Raw genomic sequence first — 19636 nt, 5'->3', positions numbered from 1 at the left:
AAAGACAATTTCCAGGTTTTTAAGAACAAAACCCAATCTAAGTTGTGCTCAAACCGGTCAGGTAGATGTGGTGCCTGCCATCTAAAAGATTGGATGGCTGAGTGTAAGGCATTTGATAAGAGTATAATTCATTGTGTTCGTTAAGAAGGGGACGAGGGACCTGTCCCTTGTCTTACAAGAAAACAAAAGTTATTAAAAAAGTCTAACAAATTTAAAAGAAACCGTTTACAAGAAATATGTATTCGTGGTATTCTTTGTGTACGTTGTATACAAGTTAGTGGAGAGGTGAGAGCAATTAGTTTTCCAATCGATCGATTACCTTCCTCATCAAAGGGGGAAGAGATAGCTAGTCTTTTAAGATTTGAAATTATATCGGGTAAGTTAAAGCCTGGTGAGACCATCTCTGAAAATTCTGTAGCAAAGACATACGATTCTAGTAGATCGCCTGCAAGAGAAGCATTACGTATTCTGCAGAATGAGGGTCTTATTAGTTTAGAGAGAATGGGTGCTGTCATCATTGGTTTATCTGAAAAAGATATGGAAGAAATTAATGATGTTCGATTTTTTCTTGAAAGCTTTTGTATGAAAGAATGTGCGAAAAATGCCAATGACTCTTTATATGCTTTTTTGAAATATACATTGGAAAAAATGCATATTTCTGCTATTCAAAGTGATTTTATCGAGCTTTCTGTCCAGGATATTGCTTTTCACGAAGCAATTATTGAAGCAAGTAATCATAAACGATTTTTACACGTCTGGAAAGGGATAAAAAATCTAGTCATTACAGCACTCCTTATTGCAACAGAAAAAAGAATTGCAATGGAAAAAGATCAAATCGACTTTCTTGTTAAAGAACATCTAGACATTGTAGAAGCAATGAAAAATAATGATCATGAAAAAATCGAAGAAGCATTGAAAGTACACTTTGAGGATACAAGAAAAACAGTCATTGCTAGTATTTTCACTAATAAGTCAACAACAAATGTTTAGGAAGGAGGTTGGAAATGAAAGCAGGTCTATACCAAGGAGCTAAACAACTAGAAGTTGCTGAGGTTCCTTTACCATCTATTAAAAATAGGGAGGCATTAGTAAAGGTCTCTTATGCTGGAATTTGTGGTACCGACATGATGATTTATTCAGGGCTGCACCCTAGAGCAGCTGCTCCTTTAATCATGGGACATGAGTTTTCAGGGAGCATTACACAAATTGGTCCTGATGAGAAATTAAAAGTAGGTGATCGTGTAGCAATTAACCCATTAATTCATTGCGGGAAGTGTGTTACATGTCGATCGGGCCAACAACATATTTGTGATAATCTAAAATATTTGGGAATTGACACAAATGGTGGTTTTGCTAGTCTAGTAAGCGTCCCAATCGAAAATTTGTATCCGTTACCAGAGTCAACAAGTGACGAAGATGCCGCATTATTGGAGCCACTAGCCGTTGCGATTCACACGGTTCGACGTTCAAAGCTAAAGGTTGGCGATACAGTTGTCATTTTAGGTGCTGGTCCAATTGGACTTCTAATTGGAATTATCGCTCAAAAAGCCGGAGCAGCGAAAGTTATCATCTCAGATGTGAGTGAATATCGCTTGAACTTAGCGGAGAAATACGGGTTTCATGCAGTCAATGCTTTGAAAAATGACATCGTAGAAGTGGCGAAAGAATCTACCTTTGGTGTAGGGGCAGATGTAGTCTTTGAAGTAGCTGGAAATCAAATGACAGCTAACCAGATGATCGATGCAATTAGATCTCAAGGTGAAATTGTAGTTGTAAGCGTTTATAAAAAACCTCCAGAGATCAACTTAGCCAAAATGCATTTTAGAGAGATCTCGATGAATACTACGCGTTGTTTTACAACGGAAGATTTCCAAAAAGCGATCACGATGATGGGTGCCGGTGAGGTTGATGTTTCTGCTTTAATCTCACATAAACTCTCATTAGATGAATTTGAAAAAGGGTTTCAACTTATGGAGGATCTAACTTCAGACTCTATGAAAATATTATTTTATTCTTAAGAGGAGGACGAAATTTTGAGTTTATCATTTAATTTGAAAGATCAAGTAGCAGTGGTTACAGGTGGAACAAGAGGGATTGGGAAATCAATTGCGATTGGGCTTGCTGAGCAAGGAGCAAATATTGCACTTTTACAACGTTCGGATAACGAAGAAACGAAGCAAGAGATTGAGAAATTAGGCGTTAAGTGTGAAATTTTCGAATGTGATTTAAATGATTTAGACCGTGTAAGAAATGTCATCCCTGAAGTAAAAGCAAAGATGGGTTCAGTGGATATTCTTGTTAATAATGCAGGAATTCAGCGCAGACACCCAGCTGTTGAATTCCCCGAAAGCGATTGGGATGAAGTGCTCAACATAAATCTGAAAGTAGTATGGATCCTTTGCCAAGAAGCTGGAAAAATCATGACAGCTCAGAAGAGTGGAAAAATCATTAATATTGCTTCACTAGTATCTTTCCAAGGCGGAATTACTGTACCTGCTTATACAGCTGCTAAAGGGGCAGTTGGGCAATTGACAAAAGCTCTTGCGAATGAATGGTCCTCACAAGGGGTAAATGTAAACGCTATCGTTCCGGGTTATATTGCTACTGACATGAATACGGCTCTTATCAATGACCCGGTTAGAAGCAGACAAATCTTAGAAAGAATTCCTGCTGGTAGATGGGGAAGTCCAGATGACTTTAAAGGTGCGGCTGTTTTCTTAGCTTCATCCGCAGCGAATTATGTACACGGACACCTCCTTGCTGTTGATGGTGGTTGGCTAGGAAGATAAGTAGAAGTTCAATTTGTTCATAAAAGGAAGTGTAAGAATGAGAAACCTTAAAATTGAAGATGTTGAAGTATTTCTAACCTCTCCAAATAACATTGATTTAGTAGTCGTTAGAATTAAGACGAATAAAGAAGGTTTATATGGATTAGGTTGCGCAACCTTTACACAACGAATCTACGCGGTAAAACAGGCTATTGAGAATTACCTAAAACCATTTCTAATTGGAAAAGACCCTGCCAATATTGAAGATATTTGGCAAAGTGCGAATGTAAATGCTTACTGGCGAAATGGACCTGTGATGAATAATGCTCTCTCTGGAATAGATATGGCTCTATGGGATATCAAGGGGAAGGTTGCCGATCTACCAGTGTATGATTTACTGGGAGGAAAATCAAGAGATGGGATTGCCCTCTACCGTCATGCAGATGGAGCTACAGTAGAAGAAGTAGAAGAAAGTGTAAGAGCTATTATGAGTGAAGGCTTCCAGTATGCGAGATGCCAAATGGGCATGTATGGAGGAGCTGGAACAGAAGACATTGGGTTAATCTCAATGAAAATGAAAAAGGCTCAAGATATGGTCGGAAAAAGGTCTCCTGAGAATCGTAGACCTGGTCAATACTTTGATCCTGACGCGTATGCAAAAACGATTGAAAGTCTCTTTCAGCATTTACGTGAGTCACTTGGAAATAGTGTGGAGTTAATCCATGACATCCATGAGCGTGTAACTCCGATAGAAGCTATAAGACTTGCCAAAAAGCTTGAGAAGTATGATTTGTTCTTCTTAGAAGATCCATTTTCTCCTGAGAACACAGAATGGTTAAAAATGCTAAGAGAACAAGTTTCAACGCCGATCGCGATGGGAGAGTTATTTAGTCATCCGAATGACTGGAAGAGCCTGATAGCTAACCAGCAGATTGATTACATCCGAGCTCATGTTAGTGCAATTGGTGGGATCACACCAGCGAGAAAACTGGCTTCATTCGGTGAATTATACGGTGTAAGAACGGCTTGGCATGGACCGGGTGATCTTTCCCCAATCGGAACTGCAGCTAATATTCACTTAGATTTCACGGCAACAAACTTTGGGATTCAAGAATGGACTCCGATGAATGATGCATTGAAAGAGGTATTTCCAGGTGGACCATTCGTGAAGGATGGGTACGCAAATGTAACCGATCAGCCTGGGTTAGGAATTGATTTTATTGAAGAGGAAGCAATGAAGTATCCGCCTCATGGACGTTTGCCGGAATGGACTCTTGCCAGAACTCCAGATGGTACTTCAGTAAAGCCTTAATTACTAACAACTGAAAAGATATGTGCGGAATTCAGCTATTTACTTCTGGCTTAATCCCACAATATCAACTCGTTTTGTATGCGCTACCAAAACTGTTTGATCTCATGAAGATATATGACGAAGTTTAATAGGTTAGATAAAAGGGAGGAATTTTGAATGAATAATATTTTTAAAGTTAGTTGTCTCTTTTTCTTATTCTTAGCTCTTGTAGGTTGTAATAGCGCGACGAACCAAACGGAAGAGGGAAACTCAGGGGAAGAAGGAATCACGAATCAAGAAACGTATGAGATTTCAATAGGCCATGTTTTAGATGAAGGTCACTCTTTACACAAAACGTTTGAAGCGTTCAAGGAGTATGTAGAAACGGAAAGTAACGAGCAAATCACCGTTGATATTTTTCCAAACGGACAAATGGGAAGTGATAGAGAGTTAATTGAGGGTGTTCAAGTAGGAACAGTAACAATGGCTGGACCATCGACTGCGCCTGTAACTGCTTTCGTTCCTGAGCTTTCAATCTTTGACTTACCATTCTTGTTTGAAAGTAGAGAACAAGCATATGAAGTATTGGATAGTGAACTCGGAACAGAACTATTAAATTCAATCGATCAAGCTGATTTTAAAGGTCTTGGATGGTGGGAAAGTGGCTTCCGTAATTTAACGAACAGCCAAAAGCCGGTAGAAACACCAGAAGATTTAAAGGGATTAAAAATACGTACAATGGAAAATGAAATGCATGTAGCTGCTTGGAAACAAATGGGGGCTAATCCAACTCCAATGGCTTGGGGAGAAGTGTTCGTTTCTTTACAACAAGGGGCATTAGATGGTCAAGAAAATCCATTAGGAATTATTCATTCCCAAAAGGTCTATGAAGTTCAGGATTACTTAACTGTAACTGGCCATATCTACAGTCCAATTGCTGTATTAATGAATCAAGATTTTTATAATAGTCTCCCAGATGATCTGAAAGTTATTGTAGATGAAGGTATCAAACAAGCAACAGAGCTGAATCGTCAACTTGTAACAGAAGAAGATGAAACAAAGTTAAAGGAATTAAAAGAAGTAGGCATGGAAGTAACAGAGTTAACAAGTGAACAAAAAAGTGCATTTAAAGAAGCAGCACTTCCTATTTACGATCAATATAAAGAAAAGATTGGACCGGAGCTAGTAGAGTCCATATTAGAAGCAGTTAACTAATTTTAATGGGGAGAGAGATCTTTTTTAGAGATTCCTCTCTCTCTCAAACTAAATCTTTTTACTGAGGGGATTTTATGCATAAGTTGGGTAAAGTTTATCTAGGGATAACAGACAAGATGAATAAACTTATTTCAATACTATTGGCGCTTTTTCTTATCGTGATGGTTTTGGTGATTTTCAGTCAAGTATTTGCTCGATTTATTCTTGAAGATTCTATTACTTGGTCTGAAGAATTATCTAGGTTTTTAATGATTTGGGGTGTTTTCTTAGGTGTTGCCTATGCCTCAAAAAAAGGACAGCTAATTGCTGTAGAAGTATTACCGCACTACCTGCCCCAAAAAGCTAAATTAGTCGTTCATTATACTGTTCAAGTTTTGTCAATCATATTTTGTGGATTTTTCTTTGTTTATGGTTTAATGATGACCTTAGAAGTCACACACCAAACTTCACCAGCACTAGGCATTTCAATGGCTGTACCTTATTCTGCTATTCCAATAGGAATGGTGTTAATGTTATTAAATATTGTGGCAACTATGATTGACATTCCTGAAGATAGAGGAGGTGTCAACTAGTGGCTGTTGTTACAATTGTTCTATTATTAGTTTTTATGGTATTGAGTTTGCCAATTGCTCTTTCGATAGGGTTAGCTTCTATTATTGGGATTTTATATGATGGGAGTATCCCACTGTTTATCATTATTCAACGTGTATTTAATACGTTAGATTCTTTTCCTCTTATGGCGATACCGTTTTTTATTTTAGCTGGAAGTATTATGGAGCGTGGAGGTTTATCCAAACGCCTAATAGCTTTTGCTGATTCTCTTATTGGCCACAAAACGGGTGGGCTTGCCATGGTGTTGGTCATGACCTCGATGTTTTTTGCGGCCATTTCTGGGTCAAGTGCTGCCACTGTAGCTGCAATAGGGTCAATCATGATTCCGGCAATGGTAAGAAAGGGGTATGACCGTAGTTTTGCTGGGGCTACCGCAGCGGTTTCCGGAGAATTAGGGATGATTATTCCCCCAAGTGTTGCGATGATCATTTTTGGGATCGTGACGGGTGTTTCAATAGGAGATATGTTTATTGCGGGGATCCTTCCTGGAATCATGATTGGGTTCTCTTTAATGGTACTAGTTTACTTTATTAGTAAGAAAAAAGGGTATCAAGGTAGTGAAAAAAGTACATGGTCTCAGCGTTTCGCTGCATTCAAAAAAGCGATATGGGCATTAATTATGCCATTTATCATATTAGGTGGGATTTACAGTGGTATATTTACACCTACTGAAGCAGCCGTAATCGCAGTAGTTTATGCGTTTATTGTGGGGACATTAGTGTACCGAGAAATCACAATTGCCGACATCGTTCCATTATTAAGGGATTCGTTTATCACTTCTGCCATCGTTATGATCATCATTGGAGTATCGGGCATTTTTAACTGGATTCTAACAAAAGAAAAATTTGGTTTAATGGTATCAGATTATTTTCAATCACTTACGGATAACGTAATTATCTTTTTACTCGTAGTAAATCTGATTCTATTTGTTGTAGGGATGTTCTTTGAAAATGGTGCAGCGATTGTCATTCTTGCTCCAATCTTAACTCCTATCGCAATTCAGTTTGGTATGGAGCCCGTTCATTTCGGGATCATCATGATCGTAAACTTAGCAATGGGAATGGTTACACCTCCATTGGGTGTTAACTTGTTTGTGGCTTGTCAGATAGGTAAATTGAGGATTGACCAGATTATGCGCCCGCTCATCCCATTCTTAATAGTGTTAATTGTGAATGTATTTTTGCTTAGTTATATCCCAGATATATCATTATCGTTGTTGAAATTCTTTGAATAATAGGGTTAAAGAATGACGATAACATCCCCTTAGATTCATTTGAATTTTTATGGATATATGTAGAAAGAACCTCAGTAAATATGGATAAAAAAGTATTAAAGTGTAAAGGTTCACGTAAAGTTTACGTCGTTGAATCAACTATAAAGTGGCACAAGTTGTGAAATGTGGCAGTTGGGGGAGACAGGTGGAAATGCTGCCTGAACTTCCTACATTGCCTTGATTTAATTAAGACTTATTCTCCTTTATATTGTTATTAGACAGGGAATCCCCAACCTAATCTGTATAAAGGTTTTTGTATTTAAAGTTCAAATCAAATCAAATTCATTGCAAGGAGTGCAAAAAAATGGATGTAGTAACAATAGGAGAGACAATGGTTTTACTGACGCCTGAATCCTCTCCATTTATGAGATACGCGTCAAGTTATTCAAGAAAGTTTGGCGGTGCTGAAACAAATGTTGCAATCGGCTTAACACGTTTAGGTCATCAAACAGGGTGGATTAGTAAAGTTGGGAATGATGAATTGGGAAAGGCCATGTATTCCTTTATTCGAGGTGAAGGTGTGGATGTTAGCCAGGTTCAGTTTGATCCGGAAGCACCAACAGGGTTATATTTTAAAGAGATTAGAAGTGGAGATCGTGTTCAGGTTCAGTATTATCGTAAAGGCTCTGCAGCAAGTCGACTCACTGAAGATGATTTAAATGAAGAATATATCGCAACCGCAAAGTATTTACACCTTACTGGGATTACACCTGCGTTAAGTGAGTCGTGCTACAAAACAGTGATAAAAGCAATAGATCTAGCAAAACGAAATAACATCAAGGTTGTTTTTGACCCTAATCTTCGTCGTAAGCTTTGGTCAGAGGATAGAGCTAGAAAAGTGTTACTAGAAATTGCAGCACAAGCTGACATCATCCTGCCGGGTTTGGAAGAAGGGAAGTTTATGTTTAATGAGGAAGATCCAGATAAGCTTGGACAGTTATTTTTAAACCATGGTGCATCGCTTGTGATACTAAAGGTAGGAGCTCGAGGTGCTTATTATTTTACAAATGAAAAAAGTGAGCTAATTGAAGGTTTTTCAGTAGATCGTGTCGTTGATCCAGTTGGCGCAGGTGATGGATTTGCGGCTGGACTAATTGCAGGTCTTCTTGAACATTTACCAATTGATCAAGCTGTAAGAAAAGGGAATGCTGTTGGTGCATTGGCTACCATGACCCCTGGAGACTTTGAAGGATTACCAGATATTGAGGAATTAGATGCATTTATAAATAATTTGAGTCGCGAGGATATTCAACGATAAAGTAAAAATGGAGGTTAAAATGAATATACTAGAAGAATTAAAGGAAAGTGGAATTGTAGCAGTCATTCGGGGAGCAACTATTGATAATATAGTACCAATATCGAAAGCTCTATATGAGGGTGGCGTGAAAGGAATTGAAATTACCGTTGAGACGCCAAAGGTAATCACGTTAATAGAAAAAGTGGCATCTGAAATGGGAGATCAAGTGATTGTTGGAGCAGGAACGGTTCTTGACCCAGAAACGGCAAGAGCTGCGATCATGGCAGGTTCTAAGTTTATATTTTCCCCAACCGTGAATCCGGAAACGATTAAAATGACTAAACGATATGGAGTGATCAGTGTACCTGGTGCACTTACGCCGACGGAGATATTAACGGGTTATGAGCATGGTGCAGACATCATCAAAGTGTTCCCAGCTAGTGTAGTAGGTGCTAAATACTTAAAGGACATTCAAGGTCCACTTCCACATATTCCATTAATGCCAACAGGAGGAATTGATATACATAATGTCGGAGACTATATCAAAGCGGGTGCAGTTGCAGCTGGTGTTGGGAGCACTTTGGTGAATACAAAGGAAACGGTTAATGAAGAGTATTGTAGAAGGTTAACAGAAAAGGCAAAACAATTTGTACAAGCTGTAAGGGAAGCAAGAGAACAGTAAACGTCAAATAGTTGATGTAAAATCACCTCCTGATAACTTATCACAAACTGGATAGGACCTATAGAATTAACGTTCGAATATAGGCGGCAGGAAATTATCGCCGAAACCAATTTAACAATAATGTTTAGATAAAAAATGAATCATTACTTAAGGGTAAGCCTGTATAAACACTTATATTTATTTCACATTTGTGAAGCGATGCTTACTGCACTAACGAACCCTTAGTTCAAGTGGAAGAATTCTCAAGATATTAAGAAAACCCAATCTTCATTTTAAGAAAATTGGGTTTCTTTTATCTAAAATCAAAGGGTTTAATTATGTCCAACTATTGGATGTGGTATATATGGTTCTTCGAGAATCGCAATTTCTTCAGCTGTTAGCTTAACCGATAGACCACCGACGGCATCTTCGAGATGGGATATTTTCGTAGCACCGATAATAGGGGCTGTTACAGGTTCTTTCCGCAGTAACCAAGCAAGTGCGATATGGATACGGGGAACGCCATGTTTTTCTGCGATTGCTGCAACCCGTTCTACAACTAATCGGTCTGCATCAGCGGTCGCATCATATTTAGATTTTTGAATTTGATCCGTCTCGGAACGGTGCGTTGTTTCTGACCAATCACGAGTCAATCTCCCTGATGCAAGCGGGCTATATGGAGTCACACCGATTTTTTCTTCTTTACAAAGAGGAAGCATTTCCCTCTCTTCTTCACGGTAAATGAGGTTGTAATGATTCTGCATCGTTACAAAGCGAGTCCAACCATTTTTCTCTGCTACATGTAATGCCTTTTGGAATTGCCATGCATACATGGCAGAGGCACCAATATATCTTGCCTTCCCAGCTTTCACCACATCATGTAATGCTTCCATCGTCTCTTCAATAGGGGTATTGTAGTCCCAGCGGTGGATGATATAAAGGTCTACATAATCCGTTCCCAGCCTCTTAAGGCTCTTATCAATTTCACTCATGATGGCTTTTTTGGAAAGACCCGCACCATTAGGACCTTCATGCATACGACCGTGAACCTTCGTTGCAAGTACAACTTCATCTCGATTGGCATATTCCTTTAGAGCACGTCCAAGGAATTCTTCACTAGTTCCCATTGAATACACATTTGCCGTATCAAAAAAATTGATTCCAAGATCAAGTGCTTTTTTGATAATAGAGCGACTTTGCTCTTCATTAAGTACCCATTGATGAATCCATTTTTCTGCTTCACCAAAACTCATACAGCCAAGACAAAATCTAGATACATCCAATCCTGTATTACCTAGTTTTACATATTCCATTTATTTATCCCTCACTTTCATTGATTAGCACATTTCAATTTCAGTTTGGTTATTGCACTTTTAATTATGTCACAAATGTTAAACAAACCCTTAACACATTCGTATCAACTTTTTGCCTAATCCTATCAAAGTCCTTTCTCGCTCAAAGAATATCAAGTAAAATGAAACCATCTAAGATGAAGGAAAAAGGAGAATAAGATATGTCTGAGAAAATCGACAAGTAGCATGAATTGGGCAAACTTATTGAGCGTTATACAGGTCAGGATGGCGTTCATCCATCCTCAATTCCATCATAATTTCTCATCCGTGAATCCATTATCACCGAACCCATCTCTAGAGTTAACGAGCAATACTTTATTGGGTTTTACAAGGTCCGCACGGGGAAGCACTGGAGCAAATTGCGGTAGAAGGTAGCAATGCTATCCGAATTAAAAACGTAATCGAACATATCATTCATAACTATGAAAAGTCCTTTCGAATAGAGGATCTAGCGGAAATAGCGAATATGAGTGTCGCTTCGCTTCATCGGAATTTTAAAGAGGTAATTGCTATGAGCCGATTCAGTTTCAAAAACAATTGAGATTGCAGGAAGCTAGGCGTTTGTTATTAGCTGAGTCACACTTTAATTGCAATTCCTTTATTCATTTTCATGTCCATTTTATTAGAGAAATCAAATATTATTTCAGATCTTTATGATACTTTGTATAAATGGTCTGGTGGATTACGCGGGGGGTTAGCCATTGCAACTATAGTAGTAGGTGCAATTATTGGTGCGATTTCAGGAGTTGTCGCAGCAGGTGTTATCGGGCTCGGACTAATCGCATTACATCAATTGTTAAAATATAATTATCAGGAGAAATTAAGTTTAGGTTCAGTCATGGCAGGGGGAACATTAGGTCAACTCATACCTCTGAGCTTAAATATGGTAATATATGGAGTGATAACAGGGGTTTCTGTAATGAGTCTTTTTTCTGGTGGGTTGAGTGTATGTATTTTTCTATCTATCTTATTTCTCTTATATATATTAATTTGTACATTTCTTAATAAAGAGATCGCCCCTGCATTATCCAAAGATAAACGGGCAACATGGGCAGAAAAGTTTTATCTTTAAAATCTATAATTCTCCCATTACTATTAATTTTAATTGTGTTAGGTGCGATTTTCTCTGGGGTTGGAGGAAATCAATTTGTTTCAGAAATTGCTCACGCTGCACCTGGGGGGAAATGGGGTGTGCTGATTCTTTGCATTTTGTTTATTATCTTTTTAGGCAAAAGGGTGCACATATTTTACTGACAAGAGCTCAATTTCTTGATGTTTAATTCGATTTTATATTTATTAAAAAGGAAGTGAATCATTATAAAACCTGGATTAAATCTTAAAACAGTAAAAACGATAAGAGGTTTCGAAGATATTGTTATTCAAATTCAAGACTTAAAGAGGAGATCGAAGAATTAAGTGTAATTGTTGATCAATTTAAGCAAGAAGCAAGCAAAAACTCAACTACATGGTCAAGACTAGTTGATCTAGATATCGCTTTTCACGAAAAAATTGCTTATTCTACTCACAATCAAACTTGACTTTTTTAAATAAAACGGATAGATTACTAGGATTGAACATTGTCAAACAGGGAGAAGTCAAATGATTCAATTAAAAAGTACAATTTTTGGAGCAACACAGGTGAAAAATGATCAAATATTTTTAATTAAACGTTTGATTAAAGCATGCAGGATAAAATCGTAAGGGTGCTTTGGTTATTCAACTTTATTCCGTTAACGGGCGCGTTAATTCAATAAGACACCATTTCTTTATTAATCATTTCAAGCTGTTTTACGTACAATTAATCAAATTTGAGATGGAAGGTTCTATCGGTTAAGTTTGAAAGAGCGAACTCTTATATGGCGTTCGCTCTTTGTTTTGCGTTTAAGAGGTAGTTGCCGGAAAACATCGTTACTGGAAAGTCCCGATAATTTAAAAAAGTTAGAGAAACTTTTTGAAAAGTAATATAGATAAAATTCAAAAACTATCACTGGCATTCACTGATGTTCACTGAGCTTCACTGAATAAGCTCATATCGCTTAAAGGTGAATAATGCGCTTTGTGTCTATTTTCATTGTCATGTTACGATTTTCTTAAGTTAGTGAGGAAAGCTACAGGACCTCGTTGATTGAAATAAGGAGGAAGATAACATGGCAACAGAAAAACAATCAAAGCTGAATTTAATAGATACAGATATTCATGAGCGCGTTCTTTATGAAGATTTACTGAAGTATTTAGATAATCCGTGGAAAAAGTATATTACGGATTGCCGTTGGATCCAAGAAAAGCATATGCCTTATGTACAGCCTGCGATTGCTGGTGTGGACCGAGCAGATGCGAGAATTCCAGATGGGCGTCCAGCTGGATCCGATTTAGACTTTATGAGAGAACAATTATTAGATGCATGCGGTCATGAAATTGGGATCTTAACAGGGGCGCTTGATCCTTCACCATCATCAATGCATGGTTGGTTTGAGATGGCTGCGGCACTAGCTTCAGCTTATAATGATTGGCAAATTGAAAATTGGCTTGAAAGAGACGAGCGGCTTTATGGTTCTGTGCATATTGCAGCTGGGGATCCTCAAGTGGCCGTTCGTGAAATTGAACGAATAGGATCACATCCTAAGATGGTACAGGTACTTTTGCCTATTGATGACTTTATGTGGGGCGACCCGTACTATCATCCTATCTTTGAAGCTGCCGAGCGTAACCAATTAATGATAGGTATGCATCATAATGAGCCTCCGATCTACTTTGGGAAATGGCCGCGTTACTTTATTGAATGGCACACACTTATTCCAGCGGCACATATGATGCAAGTTACGAATATGGTTTTTAACGGTGTTTTTGAGAAATATCCACAGCTGAAGTTAATGATGATTGAAGGTGGATTTACACATGTTCCACATTTAATGCGAAAGATGGATCAGCAATATAAAGATTTACGTCATGAGGTACCTTGGATTAAACGAATGCCAAGTGACATTATTAAAGAGCATATTCGATTTACTACACAACCATTAGAAGAATTATCAAAGAAGGAATTTTTACAATTAATTGATCAGATGGGGACCGATGAGCTGATTTGCTTTTCGACAGACTATCCTCACTGGGATTATGATTCACCATTTGAAGCATTACCGCCTAATCTTGATGAAGGGTTAAAACGAAAGCTTTTCTCAGATAATGCAAGAGCTTTCTATCCTAAGCTGCCTCAGGCTAGAAAGGAGAGTGTATGATGAAAAAAGTCGTTTGTCATGTGCGTGATATAGAACCAGGAGAAATTAAGGAGACTAAGCTTGAGAAAAAGAGTATTATCGTTTGTCGTACGTTAGACGGGGAATTTTATGCATTTCTTAATCGATGTATCCATCAAGGGGCGCCACTCTCTAAAGGAATGTTATGTGGAACGTCTGCTGAGACAGATAGATTAGGAGATTATCAATATGTGAAAGAAGGAGAAGTTCTTCGTTGTCCATGGCATGGACGAGAGTTTGACGTTAAAAATAAAGGCTGTATGTTAGCTCATTCAAAGTTTAAACTGAAAAATTATAAGGTTGAAGTAGAAAATGAAGAAGTGGTTATTTATAAGTAGTCGTAATACAAGGAGCTGTGTCAAATGAAAAAAATGTACATTAATGGAAAATGGGTTTCTTCCGCTACTGGTCAAACAAGAGAAATCATTAATCCGTTTAATCAAGAAGTGATCGCTGTTGTAACAGAAGGAAACAAAGACGACGCACATCGAGCGATTGAGGCTGCAAGAAAGGCATTTGATGAAGGGGAATGGCGGTCCGTTTCCGCAACGCAAAGAGGTTATATGCTCTATCAAGTAGCTGAAAAAGTAAAAAAATGCAAGACAGAGCTTGCGGAGCTAGAGACGCTTGATACAGGAAAAACCCTAGAGGAAAGTAAAGCGGATATGGATGAAATCGCTGCTGTTTTTCAATACTATGCTGGCTTAGCAGATAAAGATGGCGGTCATGTCATCGATTCGCCGATTCCAGATACAACGAGCCGCATTGTTCGGGAACCAGTAGGTGTGTGCGGACAAATTACACCTTGGAACTATCCGTTATTACAGGCGTCATGGAAATTAGCTCCAGCACTTGCTGCTGGAAATACTGTTGTTCTCAAACCAAGTGAAATCACACCGCTAACGACAATCAAAATCGCTGAAATCTTTGATGAGATTGGTTTTCCTCAAGGGGTTATAAATATTGTTTTAGGATCAGGGCAGTCAGTTGGTGCTGAATTAGCAAACAGTCACGATGTTGATCTCATTTCCTTCACTGGTGGAGGGACTACGGGACGAAAGATTATGCAAGCAGCCTCAGGTAATTTTAAAAAAATCTCTTTGGAATTAGGAGGAAAGAACCCAAATATTGTGTTTGATGATGCAGATTTTGATACGGCAATTGACTACGCCATGAACGCGGTGTTCTTTCATGCAGGGCAAGTTTGCTCAGCGGGAGCAAGATTGATTGTACACGAATATATTCATGATCAATTCGTTGAAAAGCTAGTAGAAAAGGTAAAGCGCATATATATGGGGAGCGGTTTCGATAAAGAGACAGAAATGGGTCCAGTCATTTCAAAAGAGCATTTAGATAAGATCTTACAGTATGTTGAAATAGGGATTGAAGAAGGTGCTGCGTTATTGGTTGGCGGCAAGCGGAGTCTAAATCCTGATTTAAAAAATGGTTTTTTCATGGAGCCCACAATTTTCGCCAATTGTCACACAAACATGAGAATTGTTCAGGAAGAAGTGTTCGGACCGGTAGCAACAGTTGAAAAATTCAAAACAGAAGAAGAAGCGGTCAAGATTGCCAACAGCAGTGTCTATGGATTGGCAGGTGCCGTTTGGACTCAAGATATGAATCGGGCAGAACGTATCGTTAAAGAGTTGCGCATGGGAACCACATGGATCAATGATTACCATCCATATATTCCACAAGCTCCGTGGGGCGGATATAAGCAATCTGGGATTGGTCGGGAGTTAGGTGTAACAGGTTTAGAAGAATATACAGAAGTAAAACATATTTTTCAGAATATTAATCCGAAACCATTGCGCTGGTTTGATTGAAGACTATTATTAAGGTCAATCTATTTTGGCCTTATTTTTTACATAAAAATAATAGTTATTCAATATCACCTTAGGGGTTATCTTGTTAGGGATTTGGGGTTAGATCTATTGGTTTGTTAACTTTTGTGTAATCCCCTCAAAGTATGAGTGTAGCTCAATTTCTTCGAGATTAAGCTTTCAACACTGTCTACTGAAAGGGGATCCGTTCACTATTTTGTAGAACCTGTATTGCTCTATAGTTTAAATTTATTCGTTTCGTCTAACAGCTTTGTTACTTCGTTATTAATCTCAGCTATTTCAGCTACTAATGCATTGAGGTGATCACCAACTTCATTAATCGTTGCTGTCACTTCTTCGGTGGATGCGGATGTCTCTTCAGATGCAGTGGATACATTAAAGACATCTTCTTTGATTTTCTCTTGATGAATTTCCATGCTTTCAAGATTCATAATAACTTTAGATAGAACTTGCTCCAATTGATCTGTCACTTGTTGCAAATTTGACACATTACTAGCGACTGTATCAATTTCAATAGAGTCTTTATTATATTTTTGTATCGTGCCCTCTAATTCATTCTTCATGCTCTCTATTTCAGATTGAATATCACGCATAATGTCTTGAATATTTTGGGTAGAATTAGACGTTTGCTCAGCTAGCTTTCTCACCTCATTGGCTACGACAGCAAACCCTTTTCCAGCTTCTCCAGCTCTCGCACTCTCTATGGAAGCATTAAGAGCCAGTAGGTTGGTTTGGCTTGCAATAGCCTCGATTTCATTGACGACATTTTCTGTGTCAATCGATTTGGTGACCAGAATATCCATAGTTGATTTCATACTATTTAATTTCGTTTTCGTTTCTTCGCTATGATTTAAGAAATTTTTCAAAGATCCGTAGCTTTCCTGTCCTGTTTGTGTCACTGTTTTTGAAATCGTGTCTAGTTCATTTACTGAATTTCTAACACCTTCCATTTTCGATGTTAAATCATGCACGGCTTGTGATGTATTTTCCATTGAATGGGCAATTTGTTCATTACCTTGGGCAATTTCATTACTCGCAATACTAACCGCATGATTTTGCTCCTGCATATCAGTCGCATTCACTTTAATCTGGTGGGCCATTTGATCAACCTTATCTGTAGTCGATTTTACGCCCTCAATAATCGTGCGTAATTGATCGACCATATAAGTAAATGATTTAAAAATATGCCCAATTTCATCCGGCTTATTGTAATTTTGCTTTTTCTGAGTTAAATCCCCTTTAGCAACCGACTCTGCAGATTGAGCAAGCTGTTGTAATGGACTAAATGTCCTAGTTATAAATACAAATAATAAGGAAAAGGAAACGGTAATAATGATTACATTTGTAATAAGAGTAGTAGGTAAAGTTTCTTTAATAATTGCCCCTTTAATATTTCCCACGGTTTGGGCATCAATTTCAACTCCTAGTACACCAAGTACATTTCCGTTTGAATCCTTAATTGGAGCAAAAGCGGATAGATAATCTCCCCAGACATCATCCTGAACAATTCCTGTACTATTGGTTCCGCCTGATAAAACTGGAGCAATGTCCTCAAACGATGTCACAGACGTCGGATCTCCAATTGGTGCTGCAGAGTCAGATCCTTCGGGGAAACCATCGACCATGACCATAACGTTTTCATTTTCATCAACAGCCAACGTATACACATATAGAGCACCCATTTTTTCGCGATAATCATTTAACTGCTCACGGAGCTGCCAATATACGTCTGTTTCTTCTGGATTATCTAAAAATTGAGCGTACAAATCACCATCAACATTTTCTCCAATTAAGCTAGCACTATGGATACTATAATTTCCGATTGTGTGCTCAACGGATTGGTTCATACTTACATACCAAATGAATCCATTGGCTACTAATAACAAAATAATGAGAGTTGAAATGCTTAAAATAATTTTTCTTCGGATGCTTTGTTTTTTGGTTGCCATTCAATCGCCTTCCTTGTAATATTATTGAAGTTTTAACGTAGATTTTTAAACCGCTTCTGATATATATCGACATGTTCAGAAAATTCTTTAGTAAAAAATACTTGGGTTTAAAGTCGGGATTAATTTAACTATGTAGTCAAGCAATCTATGGTATGATACGAAGTTTTAAGAATGATGATCAATGATTTCTTCTCTACAAGCATAGATTAAAAGAGAGAACGTATTATTTTTAGTATCATATGTCATACTGCCATATAGCACTTGCATTGTAGGTTGATGATTAGGTTTATCAAGGAAAGGAATGGGGCTATGAAGCAGGAGGATTTTTTATCGGATGCAGAGAGACAGAAAATCGATAAGATTAAAGAAAAAATAAGTAAGAGCAAGTCAGAAGAGGAGATGAAAAAGTTATTAACAGAAATGACAATCGTGTTTGAAAAAGCAAGGCTTCGATCATTTAGAAAACAATTCAATCGAAATTAGGAACGAAGAGAAGAAATGCTTAGAAGTGTAAGATAAGACTGAATCCGAGTAAAGTATTGCCTCAAATTTCAAGTTATTGATAGACCAAAAATTACCATGTTTAGAAATTTAACTTATGAAGATAATATTGTTAAATCTAATAAAGGAGTTGATTTCTAGTGGCAAATAACAATTCTTCAAACCAACTAGTAACACCAAATGCACAACAAGCAATTGATCAAATGAAAATGGAAATTGCACAAGAATTCGGTGTACAACTCGGACCAGATACAACCTCTCGATCTAACGGATCTGTAGGAGGAGAAATTACGAAACGCTTAGTACAAATGGCTGAGCAACAGCTCGGTGGATTTCAACGATAATATGAAAACAAGGAAGGGACATTCCCTTCCTTGTTTTTTTACTTTGTCTTTTTTAATAGATACTTTTTTGTTGTGAAGTGAATTCCTTCATGAAAGGATAGAAAGTTAAGTACGTCTGAAACATTATCGAATGTTGATCCAAATATTTCAAAAGGATTAGTAAAAATAGTATCTCCGTGATCACGTGATAATTTTTGAACCGCTTCCAATTGTTTTTGTGACATTTCTACGATTTCAGTAGCAGAAGGTGGTTCTTCTACCCATTCTGAAGGACGTGTTCCTTTGTTAAATAGTTTTTTATAAAGACTAGGTAAAACAGGTTCGTAATGCTCTGAGTGACTCAACACATTTTCAGCAACAACTAGGACGTGTCCAGCATTCCAACGAATCGAGTTGTTGAATCCATCTGGGACGGCGTCTAATTGGTGTTCTTTTGCAGCATTGAGTACTTGAAGATTTGCAGAACGAGCAAATGTAAAAGCGGTTATAGCCATATCGTAAACCTCCTAATAGTTTTGACTATTTTGATAATATTGTAAAAGATTTTTATAAAAAAGGAAAATCTTATGCTTTGAATGTGTTAAAAATTTATAATTATGCTATATTTATCCTGTAATTATAAAACTTTGAGAGGAGAATAACTGATGATCGTAACGACGACACATGTTTTACAAGGAAGAGAAATTGAATCCTATCACGGTATTGTAAGTGGTGAAGCGATAATGGGGGCAAATGTTGTCCGTGATTTTTTGGCTGGAATAACTGATATTATTGGTGGAAGAAGTGGAGCATATGAAAGCAAGCTTGCTGAAGGACGTGAGATGGCCATTAACGAGATGGTAGAAAAGGCACGTCGAATGGGTGCTGATGCTGTTGTTGGTGTCGATCTGGACTTTGAAACGTTAAGAGACGGGATGATGATGTGTATTGCGACTGGAACAGCTGTTAAAATTAAATAAGGGAAGTGTTAGGCTACATTAAAAGCATACTTGATCCTAGTATAAACATAAAATATAGTTGCTGCTATTTCTGGAGAGCAACTATATTTTATGTGAGCTAGTTTTTTATTTGTTCAGTCATCCTCTTGATTCGTTTACAAGACAAATGTGATCTATCGAATGACCTGGAGTTTTTACAATTTGAAATTGGTGATTTTCTGTTGAGACCGAGTGTTCTACTATTTCTCCATAAGCAGCATGTAATTCTTTACCCCAAATTAACCGTCGATAAAAGGGAAGCGTAGGGGATGTCTTTAAGAGATCTGCTTACATTGAAAATAAATGAAAAATCCTATTGTGTAAAACTTTATACATGATAGGATTTTTGTATAGA

The 19636-nt window shown here is 37.8% G+C and carries 19 protein-coding genes and 1 pseudogene; 17 read left to right on the top strand and 3 right to left on the bottom strand.

What is annotated here, in order from left to right:
• The first annotated feature begins 285 nt into the window (after positions 1-285).
• From J0N78_RS26430 to J0N78_RS21360, 9 genes are all read left to right on the top strand, one after another.
• Positions 286-990 (top strand): GntR family transcriptional regulator, encoded by a 705-nt coding sequence (locus J0N78_RS26430; RefSeq protein ID WP_209125153.1) that lies wholly within the window; start codon positions 286-288, stop codon positions 988-990.
• A 14-nt stretch (positions 991-1004) separates the two neighbouring features.
• The gene (locus J0N78_RS21395) at positions 1005-2018 is read left to right on the top strand and encodes a zinc-dependent alcohol dehydrogenase (RefSeq protein ID WP_209125152.1); all 1014 of its coding nucleotides are present in this window, start codon (positions 1005-1007) and stop codon (positions 2016-2018) included.
• A gap of 15 nt (positions 2019-2033) precedes the next feature.
• Positions 2034-2789, top strand: coding sequence for an SDR family oxidoreductase (locus J0N78_RS21390; protein ID WP_209125151.1), 756 nt, complete (start codon positions 2034-2036; stop codon positions 2787-2789).
• A gap of 37 nt (positions 2790-2826) precedes the next feature.
• On the top strand, positions 2827-4080 hold the full coding sequence (locus tag J0N78_RS21385; RefSeq protein ID WP_209125150.1) for an enolase C-terminal domain-like protein: 1254 nt from the start codon (positions 2827-2829) through the stop codon (positions 4078-4080).
• A 156-nt stretch (positions 4081-4236) separates the two neighbouring features.
• Positions 4237-5274 (top strand): TRAP transporter substrate-binding protein, encoded by a 1038-nt coding sequence (locus tag J0N78_RS21380; protein WP_209125149.1) that lies wholly within the window; start codon positions 4237-4239, stop codon positions 5272-5274.
• Between the two features lie 74 nt (positions 5275-5348).
• On the top strand, positions 5349-5846 hold the full coding sequence (locus J0N78_RS21375) for a TRAP transporter small permease (protein WP_209125148.1): 498 nt from the start codon (positions 5349-5351) through the stop codon (positions 5844-5846).
• On the top strand, positions 5846-7120 hold the full coding sequence (locus J0N78_RS21370) for a TRAP transporter large permease (RefSeq protein WP_209125147.1): 1275 nt from the start codon (positions 5846-5848) through the stop codon (positions 7118-7120). Before J0N78_RS21375 ends, J0N78_RS21370 begins: the two co-directional genes overlap by 1 nt.
• 343 nt (positions 7121-7463) lie before the next feature.
• Entirely contained in the window at positions 7464-8417 is a 954-nt protein-coding gene (locus tag J0N78_RS21365) for a sugar kinase (RefSeq protein WP_209125146.1), read from the top strand.
• 19 nt (positions 8418-8436) lie between these two features.
• Complete coding sequence (locus J0N78_RS21360) at positions 8437-9078, top strand: bifunctional 4-hydroxy-2-oxoglutarate aldolase/2-dehydro-3-deoxy-phosphogluconate aldolase (RefSeq protein WP_209125145.1); 642 nt, start codon at positions 8437-8439, stop codon at positions 9076-9078.
• A 311-nt stretch (positions 9079-9389) separates the two neighbouring features.
• On the opposite strand, the gene J0N78_RS21355 is transcribed toward J0N78_RS21360, so the two are convergent.
• The gene (locus J0N78_RS21355; RefSeq protein WP_209125144.1) at positions 9390-10370 is read right to left on the bottom strand and encodes an aldo/keto reductase; all 981 of its coding nucleotides are present in this window, start codon (positions 10368-10370) and stop codon (positions 9390-9392) included.
• Between the two features lie 343 nt (positions 10371-10713).
• On the opposite strand from J0N78_RS21355, the pseudogene J0N78_RS25970 reads away from it, so the two are divergent.
• The 5 genes and pseudogenes from J0N78_RS25970 to betB form a co-directional block, all read left to right on the top strand.
• Positions 10714-10988: pseudogene (locus J0N78_RS25970) on the top strand (helix-turn-helix domain-containing protein); the annotation flags it as partial.
• Between the two features lie 31 nt (positions 10989-11019).
• Positions 11020-11481 (top strand): TRAP transporter large permease subunit, encoded by a 462-nt coding sequence (locus J0N78_RS21350; protein ID WP_209125143.1) that lies wholly within the window; start codon positions 11020-11022, stop codon positions 11479-11481.
• Positions 11482-12556: 1075 nt separating this feature from the next.
• Positions 12557-13645 (top strand): amidohydrolase family protein, encoded by a 1089-nt coding sequence (locus tag J0N78_RS21345; RefSeq protein ID WP_209125142.1) that lies wholly within the window; start codon positions 12557-12559, stop codon positions 13643-13645.
• On the top strand, positions 13645-14001 hold the full coding sequence (locus tag J0N78_RS21340) for a Rieske (2Fe-2S) protein (RefSeq protein ID WP_247747471.1): 357 nt from the start codon (positions 13645-13647) through the stop codon (positions 13999-14001). Before J0N78_RS21345 ends, J0N78_RS21340 begins: the two co-directional genes overlap by 1 nt.
• A 24-nt stretch (positions 14002-14025) precedes the next feature.
• Positions 14026-15492 carry a betaine-aldehyde dehydrogenase gene (betB, locus tag J0N78_RS21335; RefSeq protein ID WP_209125140.1) on the top strand — a complete coding sequence of 489 codons (1467 nt, stop codon included), beginning with the start codon at positions 14026-14028 and terminating at the stop codon, positions 15490-15492.
• Between the two features lie 233 nt (positions 15493-15725).
• Here the strand turns inward: betB and J0N78_RS21330 are convergent, their stop codons facing one another.
• Positions 15726-17459 carry a methyl-accepting chemotaxis protein gene (locus tag J0N78_RS21330; RefSeq protein WP_209125139.1) on the bottom strand — a complete coding sequence of 578 codons (1734 nt, stop codon included), beginning with the start codon at positions 17457-17459 and terminating at the stop codon, positions 15726-15728.
• Between the two features lie 309 nt (positions 17460-17768).
• Here J0N78_RS21330 and J0N78_RS21325 point away from each other — a divergent pair, with 309 nt between their 5' ends.
• Together J0N78_RS21325 and J0N78_RS21320 are read left to right on the top strand one after the other, a co-directional pair.
• Positions 17769-17942, top strand: coding sequence for a hypothetical protein (locus J0N78_RS21325; protein WP_209125138.1), 174 nt, complete (start codon positions 17769-17771; stop codon positions 17940-17942).
• Positions 17943-18100: 158 nt separating this feature from the next.
• On the top strand, positions 18101-18304 hold the full coding sequence (locus tag J0N78_RS21320) for an alpha/beta-type small acid-soluble spore protein (protein WP_209125137.1): 204 nt from the start codon (positions 18101-18103) through the stop codon (positions 18302-18304).
• A 38-nt stretch (positions 18305-18342) separates the two neighbouring features.
• Here the strand turns inward: J0N78_RS21320 and J0N78_RS21315 are convergent, their stop codons facing one another.
• Entirely contained in the window at positions 18343-18798 is a 456-nt protein-coding gene (locus tag J0N78_RS21315; protein ID WP_209125136.1) for a DinB family protein, read from the bottom strand.
• A 150-nt stretch (positions 18799-18948) separates the two neighbouring features.
• Here J0N78_RS21315 and J0N78_RS21310 point away from each other — a divergent pair, with 150 nt between their 5' ends.
• Entirely contained in the window at positions 18949-19263 is a 315-nt protein-coding gene (locus J0N78_RS21310; RefSeq protein WP_209125135.1) for a YbjQ family protein, read from the top strand.
• The last annotated feature ends 373 nt before the right edge of the window (positions 19264-19636 follow it).

The sequence above is a fragment of the Alkalihalobacillus sp. BA299 genome (genome assembly GCF_017745675.1).
Classification (GTDB): Bacteria; Bacillota; Bacilli; order Bacillales; family Bacillaceae_F; genus Alkalihalobacterium.
Note: the sequence above shows the minus strand (reverse complement) of the source record. Positions and strands in the feature narration are given on the sequence as shown.